Source organism: Oscillibacter valericigenes (assembly GCF_021531915.1).
Classification (GTDB): domain Bacteria; phylum Bacillota; class Clostridia; order Oscillospirales; family Oscillospiraceae; genus Oscillibacter; species Oscillibacter valericigenes_A.
The window spans coordinates 268,099-284,494 of record NZ_JAFBIV010000001.1; the positions used below are offsets into that span (position 1 = coordinate 268,099).

The 16,396-nt window shown below is 41.7% G+C and carries 15 protein-coding genes; all 15 read right to left on the bottom strand.

Annotation, left to right across the window (positions count from 1 at the left end; genetic code table 11):
- Positions 1 to 107: 107 nt before the first annotated feature.
- The 15 genes from JQM66_RS01230 to JQM66_RS01300 all read right to left on the bottom strand — a co-directional run bounded on the left by JQM66_RS01230 (position 108) and on the right by JQM66_RS01300 (position 16,379).
- The gene (locus JQM66_RS01230; protein ID WP_235227996.1) at positions 108 to 2,297 is read right to left on the bottom strand and encodes a DUF262 domain-containing protein; all 2,190 of its coding nucleotides are present in this window, start codon (positions 2,295 to 2,297) and stop codon (positions 108 to 110) included.
- Positions 2,298 to 4,016, bottom strand: coding sequence for a DUF262 domain-containing protein (locus JQM66_RS01235; RefSeq protein WP_235227997.1), 1,719 nt, complete (start codon positions 4,014 to 4,016; stop codon positions 2,298 to 2,300).
- A gap of 95 nt (positions 4,017 to 4,111) precedes the next feature.
- Positions 4,112 to 5,089 (bottom strand): helix-turn-helix transcriptional regulator, encoded by a 978-nt coding sequence (locus tag JQM66_RS01240; RefSeq protein ID WP_235227998.1) that lies wholly within the window; start codon positions 5,087 to 5,089, stop codon positions 4,112 to 4,114.
- Between the two features lie 34 nt (positions 5,090 to 5,123).
- On the bottom strand, positions 5,124 to 5,804 hold the full coding sequence (locus JQM66_RS01245; protein ID WP_235227999.1) for a DNA/RNA nuclease SfsA: 681 nt from the start codon (positions 5,802 to 5,804) through the stop codon (positions 5,124 to 5,126).
- A 28-nt stretch (positions 5,805 to 5,832) separates the two neighbouring features.
- A complete protein-coding gene (locus JQM66_RS01250) occupies positions 5,833 to 6,189 on the bottom strand; it encodes a hypothetical protein (RefSeq protein WP_235228000.1) in 357 nt (118 codons plus the stop codon).
- A gap of 2 nt (positions 6,190 to 6,191) precedes the next feature.
- Positions 6,192 to 8,201, bottom strand: coding sequence for an AAA family ATPase (locus tag JQM66_RS01255; RefSeq protein WP_235228001.1), 2,010 nt, complete (start codon positions 8,199 to 8,201; stop codon positions 6,192 to 6,194).
- Between the two features lie 2 nt (positions 8,202 to 8,203).
- On the bottom strand, positions 8,204 to 8,395 hold the full coding sequence (locus JQM66_RS01260; protein ID WP_235228002.1) for a DNA modification system-associated small protein: 192 nt from the start codon (positions 8,393 to 8,395) through the stop codon (positions 8,204 to 8,206).
- Positions 8,385 to 10,496, bottom strand: a complete 2,112-nt coding sequence (locus tag JQM66_RS01265; protein WP_235228003.1) for a DEAD/DEAH box helicase family protein — start codon at positions 10,494 to 10,496, stop codon at positions 8,385 to 8,387. The genes JQM66_RS01260 and JQM66_RS01265 overlap by 11 nt, the downstream gene beginning before the upstream one ends.
- A complete protein-coding gene (locus JQM66_RS01270) occupies positions 10,496 to 11,875 on the bottom strand; it encodes a hypothetical protein (RefSeq protein ID WP_235228004.1) in 1,380 nt (459 codons plus the stop codon). The genes JQM66_RS01265 and JQM66_RS01270 overlap by 1 nt, the downstream gene beginning before the upstream one ends.
- A gap of 39 nt (positions 11,876 to 11,914) precedes the next feature.
- The gene (locus tag JQM66_RS01275) at positions 11,915 to 12,751 is read right to left on the bottom strand and encodes a DNA-methyltransferase (RefSeq protein WP_235228005.1); all 837 of its coding nucleotides are present in this window, start codon (positions 12,749 to 12,751) and stop codon (positions 11,915 to 11,917) included.
- Positions 12,744 to 13,616: a DNA-methyltransferase gene (locus tag JQM66_RS01280; protein WP_235228006.1), complete on the bottom strand. Its 873-nt coding sequence runs from the start codon at positions 13,614 to 13,616 to the stop codon at positions 12,744 to 12,746. The genes JQM66_RS01275 and JQM66_RS01280 overlap by 8 nt, the downstream gene beginning before the upstream one ends.
- Entirely contained in the window at positions 13,613 to 13,813 is a 201-nt protein-coding gene (locus tag JQM66_RS01285; RefSeq protein WP_235228007.1) for a DNA-binding protein, read from the bottom strand. Before JQM66_RS01285 ends, JQM66_RS01280 begins: the two co-directional genes overlap by 4 nt.
- Positions 13,814 to 14,141: 328 nt before the next feature.
- The gene (locus JQM66_RS01290) at positions 14,142 to 15,542 is read right to left on the bottom strand and encodes a relaxase/mobilization nuclease domain-containing protein (protein ID WP_235228008.1); all 1,401 of its coding nucleotides are present in this window, start codon (positions 15,540 to 15,542) and stop codon (positions 14,142 to 14,144) included.
- 83 nt (positions 15,543 to 15,625) lie between these two features.
- Positions 15,626 to 15,919 (bottom strand): hypothetical protein, encoded by a 294-nt coding sequence (locus JQM66_RS01295; RefSeq protein ID WP_235228009.1) that lies wholly within the window; start codon positions 15,917 to 15,919, stop codon positions 15,626 to 15,628.
- Positions 15,920 to 16,046: 127 nt separating this feature from the next.
- Positions 16,047 to 16,379, bottom strand: coding sequence for a plasmid mobilization protein (locus tag JQM66_RS01300; protein ID WP_235228010.1), 333 nt, complete (start codon positions 16,377 to 16,379; stop codon positions 16,047 to 16,049).
- Between the last annotated feature and the right edge of the window lie 17 nt (positions 16,380 to 16,396).

Sequence of the window (16,396 nt, forward strand, 5' to 3'; positions counted from 1 at the left end):
ATTATAATACCCCTTGCTCTGGGAAGCAAGGGGTGAATTGTTTAGTGGAACGCAGGTGCACGGTATTTTGGGCACCTCAACAACTTCTCTATAACCATATTTCATACTCAGGTTACTATCGTTGCAATGTAGGCTTTCAACTTTTCAATTCTATCCTCGATATCAATACCAGACTCATTCTGTAAGACCTGAACTGTATCGATTATTGATTCATCTTCATTGCTACGGAGTATATACGCATCATTTGCACAGATAATATGTTGATCTCCATAAACAAGACGTTGTCCCATAGAATCTTTTGAAAGATGAGCATCATCAGCAGCCTTCAGATACGGCATATAGGTATTGGATGACCATTGTGTTTTCGTTTGCATGACAGAGAACAGATACGGCTTCTCGCTGGCATGGCTGTTGCTGAGTTTTCCATAAGCTGCCGGGCGGAAGACAGAATACTTCACATAGTAATATCTCCAAGGATAAACCTTTTCCTCTTCACAGGAAGATGTAAAAGTATCAATCACTGTCTGCAATTCAGCATCTGTGAATGTTTCTCTAGAGGAAAGCAATTCGATTAACACTTGCTTTGTATTATCGAAACCAGCATTTGCGCTCTTATGGAACAATTCATTCCAGGCATACAGCATGCCCCTTGATGCAAACTGATATCTCCACTTATTTCTTTCCTGCTGACCGTAATTTCCAATCGCCATCAAGGCACAATCGATCTTGTCCCACTTACAGGAGAATAGCGAATAAAAGCGGTCAACATAGTCAATATGATCCAGTCCCACAATACTGATCTGTCCACGCAGCATGGAATGGTCCTCCAACTTGAAAACAGACTCAGCCTTATCCGGATTGCTCACAAGAAAAGCAATCTTTTCTTTTTCTTCTGCGAGCTGATTTACATTGAAGTTATTTTCAATGGTTTCATCAATCTCGCCCGTCAGAATAATGGCATCAACCTCGCTGAGGATTGCCGGAATACGATTGCGATCAGTTCTGTCACTGACCTCATCTTCAGAATTCTGGATCAGGTTGTTGACGATACGAATTCTTCTTGCGAATTGCTCAGCTGAGATACTGTCGCTGTTCTGAAGATAGATAGTAATTGCATACAGCAGCACAATACGATTTAACGGGAACTGTCTGATTCTTCCGGTCTTATCCGAATAGGAATGCAGGCAATCCTCAAAAATATCGATTTTATAACGATTCTCTACAAGAATGTTGCCAGGCGCATGTGTGCTAGACATAAAGCTTGCCAGGAAATCTGTCGGGTTATCATAGCCCGGAATATTACACCAGCAATCAAAAAATCCTTCCAGTGTCTCTATATTCTTAAGAGAATCTGCATTCTTTGCAGAGAAATAGCGCTGAAGAAGATCAAATTCATCATTACTCTTGCCCTGCGGCGATTCACCATTTCTATAGCAGATAATATCGCATACAAACTTAAAATAGCGCAGGAACTCATCATCTGTGATGACATCATCAGATGAACCATTTCCACCATCACGATATTTCCAAAGAAGATCCGTCCATTCGCGGTCAATTTTCGCAATGACACGGTTTGCAATCTCTTCATTCTGGGAACGAATTTCACGCTCCAGCTCCGCCTTAAAATGCTCAAACATTGTGAGCGGCTTTCCTCTGGAATTCATTTTGATATAAAGCTCGTCAGTCAGGCCCATGTCTTTAATCGGGAGAAAATAGAAAGTGATTGCATTGCCCTTCAGTTTATCCCAAAGATCCGGCACATCAGAAAACTTTGCATCGATAGCATCCAGCATAACCAGCATGGAGCTGATCGTAGAATCCTTCTTCCAGTCCAGCGGAAACCACGCCTGATTGATAATCTCTTTTGAAAGAGGGCCTGTAAAAGTCGGAATGTAATCAATCAGTTCAAGGCAAAAATATCTTGCACTATACCGGGTTTCATAGCTAAAGCGTTTAAGAAATTCCATCTCCTCAGCCGGAATATTCTGTTTTCTCGCCGCATACCAGTGCAGTAAGAACAGTGTTGTGAGTCGTTGCTGACCATCGAGAGGAGTCATAATTCCTTTATCATCGATATCGCCATAAACGAAATCAAGCGTTATCGGCTTTTCAGTTACTGCAGCATAAAGAGAATCCAGGAAACGACTTCTAACCCTGTTTACATCCGGATCCTTACGTCCCTGGGCATAGTCGCGCTGAATAATTGGAATGGTGATTTTCTTAAGCTGTACTGCATCCTGGCCTTCGCCAAATTCGGTATCAAAAATATCGATAAAGGAGTGAAGCGCTGTACTCATTTATTCATCCTCCTTCTCTAGTGTGATTGGCTCAGCCAAATATTCTTTCAGGACTTCGTTGATAGCATCAACATAAGCTCGTCTGTCTGCCTGTCCCCAGAAATGCAGCTGATTTTCTGCAGACGGGGTATAGTATTTCAAAAAGACCATTCTTGTACAGAACGGAATGTACTGGCCACTTTTATCCATCTCAATGATGACATTTCTCTTTACATCAAAGGTTGAATTATTGAGGGCCGCATTATCACTGGAATTCAGCAATGCCATATTGCTGATAGAATGCAGATATTCCGCATTGCCTTTTACAGAAAGCAGTTCGATGACTTGCTGCTGAAGCTGGTCGAATTCAGTTCTATCAAGCTTTTCTTTATCCATTGCTGCCTGCATCTGTGCAAGAAGCTCAGCACAATCATCGCCCACAACCTGAACGGAAGGAATATGAAGACGCAGCCATTCCTTCCACATTTCCTGTGTTCGGAGACCTTCAGACTGCTGGGCATGGATATGCTCCAAGCTCCAAGTTACTTTGCCGCCTTTGTTGAACTTGAATTTATCAAATGGGAACCACTGGGTATTCTCACCATTACGACGAACAGACTCAACATTAAAGAGCAGAAGAAGCGTGCTGATCTTTTTCTGATCCAAATGCTTCTCGTATGTAAGCTCTGAATAGTTACCCTGGATTGCAATACTCTGACGAATATAATCATCAAGAGATGCCCGGAAATCATCCTTTGTTTTGCCTTGAGATAAAGCAAAAATCTGTCCAAGTGACATTGTTCCGGATGCAATCAGATAACCGATTTTGTGGTACAGTTCATGATCCTCAAACCAATCCTTCAAAAGGAGGAAGGTCTGCTGGATCTTACGCCAGATATCATCCAAAGATTTTGACTGACGCATTTCATCGAATTTGAAGAAGGTGTAGTATTTCTCGCGATTGTCATCAGGCTTACCTGAAATCAGATCCAACACCAGGTCAATTCTCGTCTGATATCTGACATTGGTTTTATTTGTAAGGAAATACCAAAGAGAAACATTATGGAGTTCCTTCTCCATGTTGTCCCACTGGAGAGATATTTCCTCCTGCTTCTCCTTGTCCATATCTGTTCCGAGACCTTTGCTCAAGAACATTGCTTTAACAAGCTCTGCACTTGTAAGCGGAATCTTACCAATATTCAATCGAGTGAACAGAGAAATAGCATCCTCACTTTCACCGACCTCATACCAGATAACTTTTACGATTTCATCAAAGTATTTGTTTACATTGGTCAGCGTTGACTTGCGATCACGCTTTTCAAACCAATTGCGAATACTTTCATAGGCAGAAGAAATGAACCAGAAATCAATGTTCTCTTCCTTGCGGGAAATATCGATTGATTTCAAAAACTCCTCGGATTTTTCTCTTGTGCCATAGGAAAGTGAAAACCGAGGTTCATCAATGAAGCCGAAGCTAGCCTCATTCATATAGCGATAGATCAGATATAATGTCGTTAGGCGCTGCTGTCCATCAATCAATTCGAACTGGTCACCATTCTTGCGGACAACAACGGGCTGGAGACAATAATTGCGTTTACCTTCAGTCGCATAAATATCATCTAGTAGGCGTACAACTTCAGTATCTCCCCATCTGTAACCTCTCTGATAGGAAGGGACAAAAAAGGCCCCCTGAATGTCACCTACAAGTTTTGTGTCTAATTTTATCTCTGTAGTATTCATGGAAACTATTTCCTCCATGGACCATCTATTTACAACATGCAGATGAGTAATATATTAACAAGGTCCATTCTTTTGTGGCTACTGTAAACCTTCTATTACATGTCTAGAGCAGCCTTTGCCATCTCATGATATGTTTTAACGACTGCTTCCGGCCCTATGATTTTCATGCTGCCGCAAAATCCAAATACCCAACGATAGAAGGTTGGACTGGTACAAACCATGACTTTAGCCTGGAAGTGGTCTTCATCCACCGGCGTGGTATCCACATCCAATCCGAAATTATCGATTAGCACCTTCATAACAGACTCTTTGCAAAGAAGGGTTACTTCCTGAGGCTCATCGGTATCGTACATACGGAATACGGACTTACTGTACTCCGCAATGCTGTAATCCTCCGGTTTCGGAACAGCAGGATCTCGGAGAATATCCGGCTGCTTTGCAATACGGTCAAGACGGAAGGTTCTCATGGCCTGACGCTCATCACAGTAACCGCGAAGATAGTAATAATCGCCGTCCCACATCAGCGTGTACGGACTGACAGTATAAGGAATACCCTCGTTGGTCAGATGGCGGTTCTTATTGATGTCATAATCCGTGTAACAGAAGGATATCTTTCTTTTGGTATCGATGGCCTCATTGATGGCATCAACTATGTAATATCCTCGTTCATTATCGGACTTTACCCGATCAGAGGCGTAGATATGTCGGCGCAACTTAACAGCACTATGCCTCGGCACGAGGGTAAGAAGCTTGTTAATGAGCTCCTCACTCTTATGCTCGGTTATGAACTTGGAAGAGGAGACCGCATCTATCAGGATCTTCAATTCCGGTATGCTGAAAAGCTGTCCATCGAAATAATACTTGTTTTGTGTTGAATGAATGACTTCAACCTGAAGGTCACAGTCACTCAGCATCAGAAGATCATCGCTGATCGTGTTTCGACTGACCTTGATATTGTGTTTTTCCTTCAACATCTTCATCAGATCAACCGTTGATTCCGGATGATCTGGATCTGTATTCTGAATCAGGTGCTGATAAAGATATAGAATTCTCAGTTTTGTGCCATTTTCCATAGACTAAACCTCATGATAAAAGCTTTACTCGTTTTCAAATGTCAACAGCAATTCTTTTGCTTAGAGTAATATTATTTCCTCTCAACATTGCAGTAAGACCATAGACTACCATCCCTTTTTCCATGCAGTTATTAAAACCTATTGAAAATTCAGGGATCTGGTGATTCAGGGATAGTGTACTCACAGAAGGGTTTAATGAAACAAACAAATAACAAACCTTATAGCCTTTATCAAGCAAATCCTCAAGACATTTTAACTGATGAATGGCTCGTTCGGAGAATACAGCTGGAAAGAATGCTTGTCCTTCAAGCGAAAGAATACATTTTACTTCAATTATTGTTTTCGACTCTGGTAAATACAAATCGCATTTATAGCCTTCAATCAATAGTTCTCTTTGTATGTTTTTTCTTGTTCCAAGGAAAGCAAAACAGCGTCTGGATAACTGTTCCTTTACAACTGAGTTCATCCCCGAAAGATTTATTGGAATATATCGTCGCCCAATTTTTATTGCGAACACGCTATATCGAGTACGAGCCTTAGGAGACGCTACTGGAGATAATAAAACCTTACGGCCCTCCATATGCAAAAAGTTACTAAGCCGACAGGAGGAAGGAATGTAGCATATTTCATTTGTCCCTTTGATATTTACCGTACAAAGAAAACGATTCTTTATTTCTTCTACAAAAATACCCTGTACAAAAGCTTTTTCTTCCATATCCTTCACCCCCGTCAGATATTACTGTTTACAAATAATCTACCAAAGAAAGCTTTCCGGACTCATCAATTTGATTGCCAATATATTCAAGCCCATATACCATGAGACTTCTTAAACAAGTTCTTGGCATATCGGTGTGATACAATGTTCTGAGCAGTATGTCCCATGTACCATCCTTGTCAAAAGAAGTATATGCATAATTGGAGCCATTTGAATCCGGAACTACATACGCCAATGGATCAAAAGAATCGAATTGTGTATTAAGAATGTATGCAGCCGCAAAAATTGCTGCTTCATTTGCACTATCAAACCAGCCTTCCGTCTTAAAACGTTCAGCCACTTGACTTGCACGAGCAGATAATCGGATATCTGTGCTATCAGCCATCTTTAGACACCCCCTTTGACGATTCTTGAATGCCTACTATTGACACGTTCAATAGAATACTCTTGTACAAGGTTAGCTCCCAAATCGTTTCTTGTTGTTCCTTCATCAATTTCTCCAGGGAATGCAAGTAGCACGACCTGATCAGATAACTTAGGAAGGGCTTTAACCATATTGGCCTTTTTGATTCTACTGATTCGTATAAATGGCGAATCCATGAATACAGGCCCCTCCAATGGAGCATTACGATGAAGAGCACCGATTAGTGCAAAAGCCACCATATGTTCCCATCCCGCAGAGCGGTTCGGGGCCGGAGTTCCATCCTTCGTGATAATAGACAAGCCATAATTATCATTGATTTCAAGATGGTCATAATCCTCTTCATCACTCATTGCTAAGAATAATTCTGTAGCATCCGCTTCAACTTCTTTACGAAGTCTATTTCTATATTCATCAATAGCTTCAGCAAATATGCATTCCAGATCAGTTACTAATTGAACCACTCGGTTTGCTTCCTGAACATCCTTGTTTTGGCTAAGAGTAGCTATTTTCTTATTGAAGTCGGCAATCTTTGCAATCAAATCGTCAATTGCTTTCTGCGTATTCTCTATTCCCTGAGAAATAACTTTCATCTCTTGCTCACAGGAAGCTAATCTCTTTGCTGCTTCAAAAGGAGCGTCGGGATCATCCTTATAAGTTGCCAAGTATGTTGCAATATCTGCCTTAACAGAATGCAGCTGCGTATCTTTCAGGTCCGAAATCTTCACCCTGAGATCGTCAATTTCCCGAAGGAGTTTCTTTAATTCATTTGCCCTACTTAATTCAACTCGAACGGAAGCTAAGCTTGCTAATTCATTGGATTCGCTTTCCAACTGAGAAGCTTCCTCTGGAGTCAATCCGGAAGCATTGCTTCTCAAAGCATCCATTTTTGCTCTTAGTTGTACCAGTTCCTCAGGAGTACAGTCATGCTCACATATAGGGCAACTGGTTTCATCTATGGCAGTCTGCAGATAGTCTAACAATGCTTGCTGTACACTTGCAGATGATTTTTTGGCAGACAATTTGCTTATATTACTCTGCAGCCCGGTCCGTCGTTGTTCAATGGGCGTTTTAATCATCCATCTCCATGCATCCTTTAAGATCAAAACGGAATCTGCAATCTTGTCCTTCAGCTGGGCCTCCATTGTTTCGATTCTGGCTATGAGAGCATCTCTCTTTGTAACCAATTCACGATAATGGGCACTCTGCTTTAATTCTTCTTCAAGAGCGCGTTTCTCATTTTGGAGTTTTGCCAGTTCACCCTCTAAGCGGTCCTTTTCCTTTTCCTGTTCAGCTTTTCGGGCCTGCGCTTGAGCTAAGTGGTTGGCATATTTAGCCGTGTTTGAATCATTCTGGGCGATTTTTACGGCGTCAGCAGAATATGTTGCAACACTAGAACTGATATCCTTTCTGCCAAAAGTGAGGATTGGAAGTCCCAAAATCTGCTCAATAGAATTTTTGATGGTTATTCCATTAGTGGATTTTTCGTTCAGAAGATCTTCATACTCTTGCAGCAGTTCACCATCAAACAAGAAAAAACGAGAGACTTCTTTGGGTATTATATTATTTACGATATGATTGGCTTCTGTTGAGTCAACAATAAAACCGTTCGAATTCACCTGAAGCTGAGCAATTAAATCATCATTGGATTGTGGCACTGTTACTCCAGGTCTAGGACTAATGGATCGGCGAATGATATAATGCTGTTCATCATCAGATACATCAAGCGATACTTGAAATGAATAGCGTCCATCAGCAGCGCCATTAACATTGATGGCGCTTATAAAGTCATTTGTATTGCCTTTTCTATCACGTACCTCGCCAAACAATACAAAGTTGAGTGCATTAGAAATAGATGTCTTTCCTCGACCATTATCACCCCAAACAATTGTAACACCGTTATCGGAACTTAATACAATTCGCTCTTTATCCTTAAACGGTCCGAAGTTTTCTATGGTTATCCAGTTAAATCGCATGATTATACCTCCTTGGTGGAAGCAACATACTGAGCAATCGCCTTGTACGTCTCTGCCTCGCGTCTTGCTGGATCATCTTGGTATGCTGCTTGAATCTCAACTATTTTTGTAAGGATTTCCGGACTAATGTGAGGATACTTGGTTAATCGAATCTCCTCAATAGTTGAGATCAATTCTTCAAGGCTATTCTTCATCTTCTACACCTCCATCTAAGAATTCTTCGTAATTAATTCCGAAGTGTAAAGCAATTAATTGTAAATCAGTTATGCAAGCTGGATTCTCTGCGCTTTTACCAAATTCTATTGCACGAGAAAGTTCAGCAGCAACAATAGAAAGACTCTTATCCTCTAATACTGACGCTGTATTTGGAACAGCAATTACATCATATAGTGTCGAGAAATGCTTGTTCTCATATAGACGAAGGATTCTTCCTCGTCTTTGAATAAACTCGCGAGGATTTTTTGATGAGGCTAAAACAAGAGCATGCGTAGTTGCTGGGATATCTACACCCTCGTCCAAACATTTAATAGAGACCAATACGCCTCCGTTTGTTGCAAAATACGAAAGAGTAGCATTTGTGTCTCCGGGCATATCAGAATAATAGACATATGTATCAATGCCCAATTGAGAGATTTCCGTATACACCTTATTTAACTGATCCTTGTCCTCACAATATACAAGCCACTTTTCTCCGTCTTTATAGTTCTTCTCAACTATTTCGATAGCTTTCTTGATTTTTCCCTTAGCTTTCTTGATAATACGTGCACGCGTAATCATCAGCATTTGAAGGTAATTATCAACAGAAGAACCGTTTTTTCCCTGACTGATAGCATATCTTTTAGATATTTCGCGTGAGAGATTATCCCATTCTTCTTGCTCATCTACCGTTAACGAAACGCTTTGAGGATGGTAAAAATACGGAGTCAAAACTTTGTCACGAATAGCATCGGCCAATGTGTATGGCGGTTTTAAGATATCTCCAAAATATGACAGTATAGCATGAGTGCCTTCGGAATCTCCATATCTCTCCGGCGTTGCAGATACTCCAAAGCGAGCACCCGAAGCAATAGAAAAGAAATTACGTCGGCGATTGCTTCCCATGCGATGTACCTCATCTGCCACAACAAACAGATGCTCTCCCCCATAAACTTTCCCAATATATTCCTCTGAACTGGCTGTATCCATTATTGCAATTACAATTTTGTGTAATGTATCGGAAGGACTCGTCCAATCATTTAATGTAGATGCTTTTCTCCAAGCATTATTACCATCTCCACATAGGAGTATTTGAAGATCTGTCATATCAGCAATAACTCTTCGAATTTCCTTTTCCCAATGGTATAGCAGTTCTTTTGCTGGAACTAACACCATGACAGTTTTCTTCATGTCGAGCATCTTACGAATCGCAGAAATTGCGATAATGGTTTTTCCGCATCCAGTACAGCCTTGATATATTCCGTGATAGCCTTGTTCTTCCCAGCGCTCCAGTGCATCCACCTGGTGAGGTTTTAATGTAATTGGAGATCTTTTCTTACTTGGAGACCACTTCTCACCGGACCGTCGTTTTACTTGAATCTCTTCGAGAAGTTCTTCCCACGAATATCCGGAACTTTCTTTGCTGATCAGGCTTTTGAACTCACTTGGGAGGGAATACAAAGAGATATTTGAGTATCGTTCTTCCCATATATCATGGAAACATTTTTCAATAGCTTTTAGTCGCTCTAAATCTTTTCCACCATCCCAGCTTTGAAACACATCTGCAGATTCAATATTTCCGTCACTCGAGAGTCCCTTAAAAGTTTCATTAAATGATCCACGAAATGCGACTCGATCTCCAGCTAAATCCGAAAAGACTCCGGCTTTATCATGATATAGTTTTCTGACATCTGGGGCACAGTTCTCTGTGATTATCGCTATTTTCAGTTCGATAATTCCAGCTGCAATTAGACAGGCCAATAAACGAGCTGGCTTTGACAGGGAAGGGCTGTTCAAAAGTTCCTCTGTTTCTTTCTTTAAAGCCTCTGAAATGAGTGTATCATTTGCTGCGGAACGGCCCTCCTCAATGGCAAGCATATCTTCGTCGGAAAGATATGGGGAACATATCACACGCATCTTACCACCGTGAGATACAAATTCTTTTAAGGCATCCCAAGCAATAATATATATTGTGCTCCCGAAATAGCCAGAAATCCGGTCATATCTAAATGCATTCGACATGCATGGAATATAGAATTCCTGAGCAACGTCATTATCAAGTTTGTTGTAGGAGCTTAAAAACTCATAATCATGTAGCATTATTGTTCTCCTAACAATCTGTCAGCATACAGCTGTAATCTCTTGGTTAAGGCAGCTGTGAGGTTCTTCCGACTCGACAAGACTACAATTTCTCCACTTTTTTTGGTCTGTAGAACGACATCCTCATATGCAGTTTCTAAAATAGGGTCTAGTTTGGTTTGAAGATTTGCCGAATATGCAAAAGTACGGTGTTCTTCAGCGTCCCATAGAACATACACACCATTGGTCTGATCTCCATAAGGCATTGCATACCCAACCAGCAGAATGAAAGTTCCGTCTGTATCATCAAGGTAGCCTCTTTCATTTCTCTGCTGTCCATCAAGAATTAACTGGCTCTTAAATTCATCTGGTTTCCGTCCTCCCGGAGGGCAGGTGCAGTTAAACATATACACTTTGATTTTGCACAGGAAGGGAGAAGCAAGCTCTATGATAAGCGGTTTTTTCTGCAGATCATCGACCTTTAAAACGGCAGGCCCCAAATCACTAATAAACAATGTATGAAGCTCTTTCTGTTTTAGCTTTTTTGAACTTTTCATTTCCATAGGCTTTTTCTTTTTTCCCTTCGCTGACGCAGCCTTAGAATAGTACAAGGCAAGTTTTTTCGAAACGATATCCCGAATAGTGTTGATGTCGTCTATTGTAAATTCGCGATACAAGTTAGGGGAAATCGAAAAATATTCAACTCCTTCAATTACTTCTTTATTGAAGAATCCCTTTTGCGAAATAGCTTTGAATGGATTATTGATTATTAATTGATACACCTCTGTTTCAGAGCACATCTCCGGGGAAAACAGGATACTGCTAGAATCCGTTTCCGCTTTTAACCCTGACTTTATCCGATTTCTGTAAAAGTCCAGAAACCTGTTAGTAAAGACGTCCGTCCGAATTCTTTCAGCTAAAATGTCACTGGAGAAATAACACATATAAAAAGCCAACTTATATGATTTCACATAACCATAGAGGCTTGTTTCATCGCCAAGATATTCAAAGAAAGACCGCTTCATATTATCATCTATAATTGGAACTTGCTCAAAGCACTTGAATTCCAAGGTATTATCGGCCACAGACCATATTTCGACATATTGTTTCTCCCGTGCTTCTGTGGGATTTACAAAAACATCTCTTAGATGTTTTCCTAAAGGTGATCCCTCAGAATAACGGATTTGAAATATTTCTCTATCAGCAACTTTCATATCAACATGGGTAAAGATTGCCGAATATGAGATTTCATTCACTATAATACTTATTTGAGATTTTTCTCCGCGCTTTAATGTCAATCCCAATGCTTGCATAAATGCTGCTGATAGACTCACAGGAATTGTGAGCCCAGCTTTAAGCAATGATTTGTCAACCGTTTTTTTTAGCAAAAGAGTCTTCATATATTCAACCCTTTCATTAAACTTGGGAGTTTTTTAGTCTTAAAGCAATTGATTGAAACTCCGGGTTGCAACATCAACATACTCCTGAAAAATATCAAAGCCTATGAATCTTCTCCCAAGAGATAAAGCAGCAATCCCCGTAGTACCTGATCCCATCCAAGGATCAAGAACAATATCCGATTCCTGCGTAGTTGCTTTTATATATTTTTCTGGAAGATATACCGGTTGAACAGCTTGGTGAATTCCCTTTTTAGAAGATACTCCGCCAGTAATAACATTAAGCGGCAATGCACCTAATGGATTTGGCTCGATTACCTTCTGTTTTCGCACATATGACAGTCCATTAGTTCTGGGCTTGTATTCGTAACCTTGATATGTTTCCAAGCTATGGGATTCGTAGGGCCGCCTAATTGCGTCAAGATTGATTTTCCATTTTGGAGCCACAGAGAACCAAAGATTTTGTTCGTATGCATCCTGGCATGCGCACCGCAAACCTGTGGGAACTGGATTACCTTTCACCCAAATTTCAATGTCAACACAAGAAAGCTCAAACTCTTCCTCCATAAGAATCGCCAATTTCTCAACAATCAGAGAACGCTTTGAGGAATGCTTTGTTGTCGCCTTGTCACGGTTTGCCTTAACATTGATAACAATAAAACCATCATCCTGCAAAACATGTCGTGCACCGGCTAAAAATGGTTTCATGTGCTCAAGATAGTCCTTACTTTTCCATACACCATAATTTCTATCCGCATTAGGATATGGAGGAGATCCATAGATTAGTTTGACGCTTTTGGGTGGGAGAGCCATCATTCCTGCTGCACCATCCTGGCACGATGTATAAAACTTAGTGGAAGATGCAATAATATCATTCATTGTTCTCATTCCTTATCATTGTTATCCATTCCTGTGCCAATTCACAAAACTGAGGATTAATCTCAATGCAAATCCAATTTCTCCCCAGTCTTTCAGACACAACAGCGGTTGTTCCTGACCCTGAAAAGGGATCCAGCACAACATCACCTTCATTGGATCCAGAAAGGATAAAAAACTCCGCAAGCTTTTGAGGAAAACGTGCAGGATGTGAAATACCCGCTGCCTTACATAGTTTATGGAAGGCATCGTTGCTACTTGTATTTCCTAGCGTAATAACACTACCTGGATCAGATCCTCCATGGTTTTGCCATTTCTGATCTAGCTTAAAATTGTGTCTGCTTGGACGCGTATTATCGGCACGATCACCTTTCCCTTTTCCTTGTAAAAACTTCTGCATATCTTTGCTATAAGGTTTCCGAATAGGGTCCATATTGAAAGTCCACTCGTCTGATTTACTAAACCAAAAACAATACTCATGAGATTTTTTTGTTCGTCCCATGTTGCCCCTCGAAAAAACATTAGGCGGAGTTGCCGGATTATACCAAATATAATCTCTTATCAAATGAAATCCTGCATCCTCACATATTGCAACCACAAGCTTAAACACAAATAAGTCCTGATACTTTCCGACAAGCTTATCACTGATGTTAAGAACAAAACTGCCGGTTGGTTTCAATACACGATAAAGTTCTTTGACTTTTGGAATGAACCATTCAACATATTTGTCAGTTGAAATTCTTTTTACTTTTTCACCGTAATCCTTAATCTGATCCGCATAGGGAGGAGAAGTAAACACTAAATCAACGCATTCGTCCGGAAGTCTTTTCAGTTCTTCCTCACAATCACCGCAAATAAACTCATTCATGAATTTTCACCTTTTTCTTTCACGTATTTGCCACTTTTTACACGTTCATCTCTCGGCTTCTCAGCATCTGCAGGAACCGCCCAGAAAGATCCAATTTTCGTTGCACCACTTATGCGTCCCTCAGAACACAAAACATTTATTCTTCTGGCTGAAAGACCCCATTTCGCTGCCGTTTGACTAATCGATAAATATTCCATAAGTTGTTCTCCATTTTGAGTGAGAAAATACGTTTATCCTTATTATAATATAGTCTTAACCTCGAATAAAATCAACATATTTCTGCTCTTCTATTGCCCAAATTCCTTGTCACCTCAACATGATTCACTAATTTGCAAGCAATGTTTCCTTGGCCAAGCCCTGCGAAAACTGCGTTATCCCGAAACGGGACAACTTGCTTGTTGGGATATTCCCAAACCCTTATCGAACATCACTTTGTGATGACTGCGCGTTTCTTCGAAACACTAAAAAAGCAAGGTCCGAGCAGCAGTACCATGACTGTTACCCAGACCTTTTGATTTGCCAGACTTAATGACTATGTTCATCCTTCCGGCGTTTCTGCTCTTCTTCCTTGCGCTCTGCATCGTAGAGAGAAGCAATATTCTGCTGAGCAATCAGAAGCTCCTGAGTATCATTTTTCGCCAGTCTGTATTCGGCATAGGCCTGCTTTTTTGCTGCCAGCACCTCAGCATATTCAATACTGAGATCCTTTACCCTTGGAAGCTTCTTTACGCCCAATTCATCGAAAGCCGCCTTTGCTGCTTTATGAATCGTAATCTCTTCCCGATGTGCCTCCAGAAACTTTTTGCTGTAACCGGCTTTGCGGTACTCCTCATAAGTGGCACGCGTCTTAGAATAGTTGATGATATGCTTTTTCAGAGTGCCGATCTCCGCCAATCGCTTTTCCGATTGCTGAATAGAGGAGAGCAGAGCATCTCTTTTGGCAGTCTGCTGCTGCACAAGCTGATCCAGCTGCTCCATGCTTTCAATCTTATGATCCCGCAGAAACAGCAGCGTCTTCGACATCTGCTTTAGGTTATAAACCGATGCCCAGCGCTGATATCCGGCACCTTTGTTCTGCAACTTGCTCTGGATATCAATGACAAGATTGAAGGGGCGGACATCTGTGTGGCGGTTACGTTTTTCTCTCGGCTTGCGTTCCTGCTGTCCGAGGAAATGAGCTCGCAGATCTGTCTCGGTATAGCCGTCCTCCAGAGAGGACAGGCGGATAAAACGGGCCTGATTTTTCCCTTTGACGGAAATATGCTTTCCGCATTTTATCTCATAATCCAGTGCCTGCAGTTCCTGCAGAAATGCTTCAAAGGACTCCGGCTTCTTCTGCAGAACAGCATCGATATCCTCACAAAGAACATCTCTGTTTTTTACTCTGCGAGGGTAGTCTGTTCGTTTTGCACGCTCCCTGTATGGCTTCGGAGTAATTACAGATAGTCCGTTTTCCAGGCAAACCAGATCACTGACTTTCTGCAGGGCAATGCTGGATAGCCAGAAGTTTTTGAACTTTCTGGTTCCGTCAATGGAGGTGGAATTGAATACGATGTGGTTATGGACATGGGCCCGATCCGTATGAGTTGCTACGATAAAGGCATACTTGCCTTTTGTAAAACGGAGAGCCAGCTCCTGTCCCAATCGGTTCGCTTCCTCCGGTGTGATCTCGCCGGGTTTGAAGGACTGACGGATCTGATAAGCAATCACTTCATGCCTCTGGCGGCGGCCGGTGATCTGCTCATATTGGCGTTTGGACAGCATGAATTCTTCATCCACGGTCATGGGATCGCACTGATACCCGGTGACAAGTTCACCCTTGTCCGTCTTCTCCGGATTCTTCGCATAATCCGTTCTGTCGCCCAGACTCTGGGCGAGGGTTTTTCCTTTATTCACATGCATGGGTATCAGTCTTGTTGCTGCCATGGGCATCCGCTCCTTTCTCAAATTTGTGCAAATGAAAAGACCTGAGGCGTATCAATTCCTCAGGTCCGTTAAGTTATGATTCGTCATGAAAAGATAAATTTCGACAATTTCCCGGTCAATGCTTCTAGCCCGAGAGAGACTGCCTCGGCAAACATGATTGCCAGGAAAACCAGAACGGCAAATCCAAATAGGAGCGCCGCATAGATCCAGGCATGCTGAAAAAGAAGCATCACAATGCAGACGACTAATACCAGATACACCAGTCCGGCGACCATCGCCGAAAGGTTCAAGGCGAGGGAGTAGAAGATAGAGAGTACGGCAACAATTGCCATGATCGGCAGCGCGAGTATTCGAAAAGGGAGTTTGATCAGCCACATAAACGAGTCCTCCTTTGGTTTTTTGAGTATAGTCTATAAAGCGATTTTTCCGAAGTCAAGGATGTCAATGCAGCGCTCCGGTGCTTCCTATGTATCCGGTGTGACATCAATCTGCCACACCGTTTCTTTACTGGATCGTCGCCAGTCTTGCCAGAATCTCTTTCGCAATTTCCCAGATTTCATTTTGCCTGTTCTGCAGATCCCGGATGTCCTCCGCATAGATAGAGCCGGTCTCATTGGCTCGCTTGGCATACTGATTCAGATTGTTGCTGCAATATCGAAGAAGGGAGACCATTTCCTTCACATCATCCAGTTCCAGATTGACACAGTAGCCGTCCAGCGCCATCTTTCGAAGATAAGAGCTCTTGTTGCGGATACCCAGTTCATCCATCTTTTGCTTCATGCGCTCCAGTTCTTCCTGAGACATTACAAAGTGGACCCATTTATCTCTTGCCTGCATGGGGCACCTCCTGATGT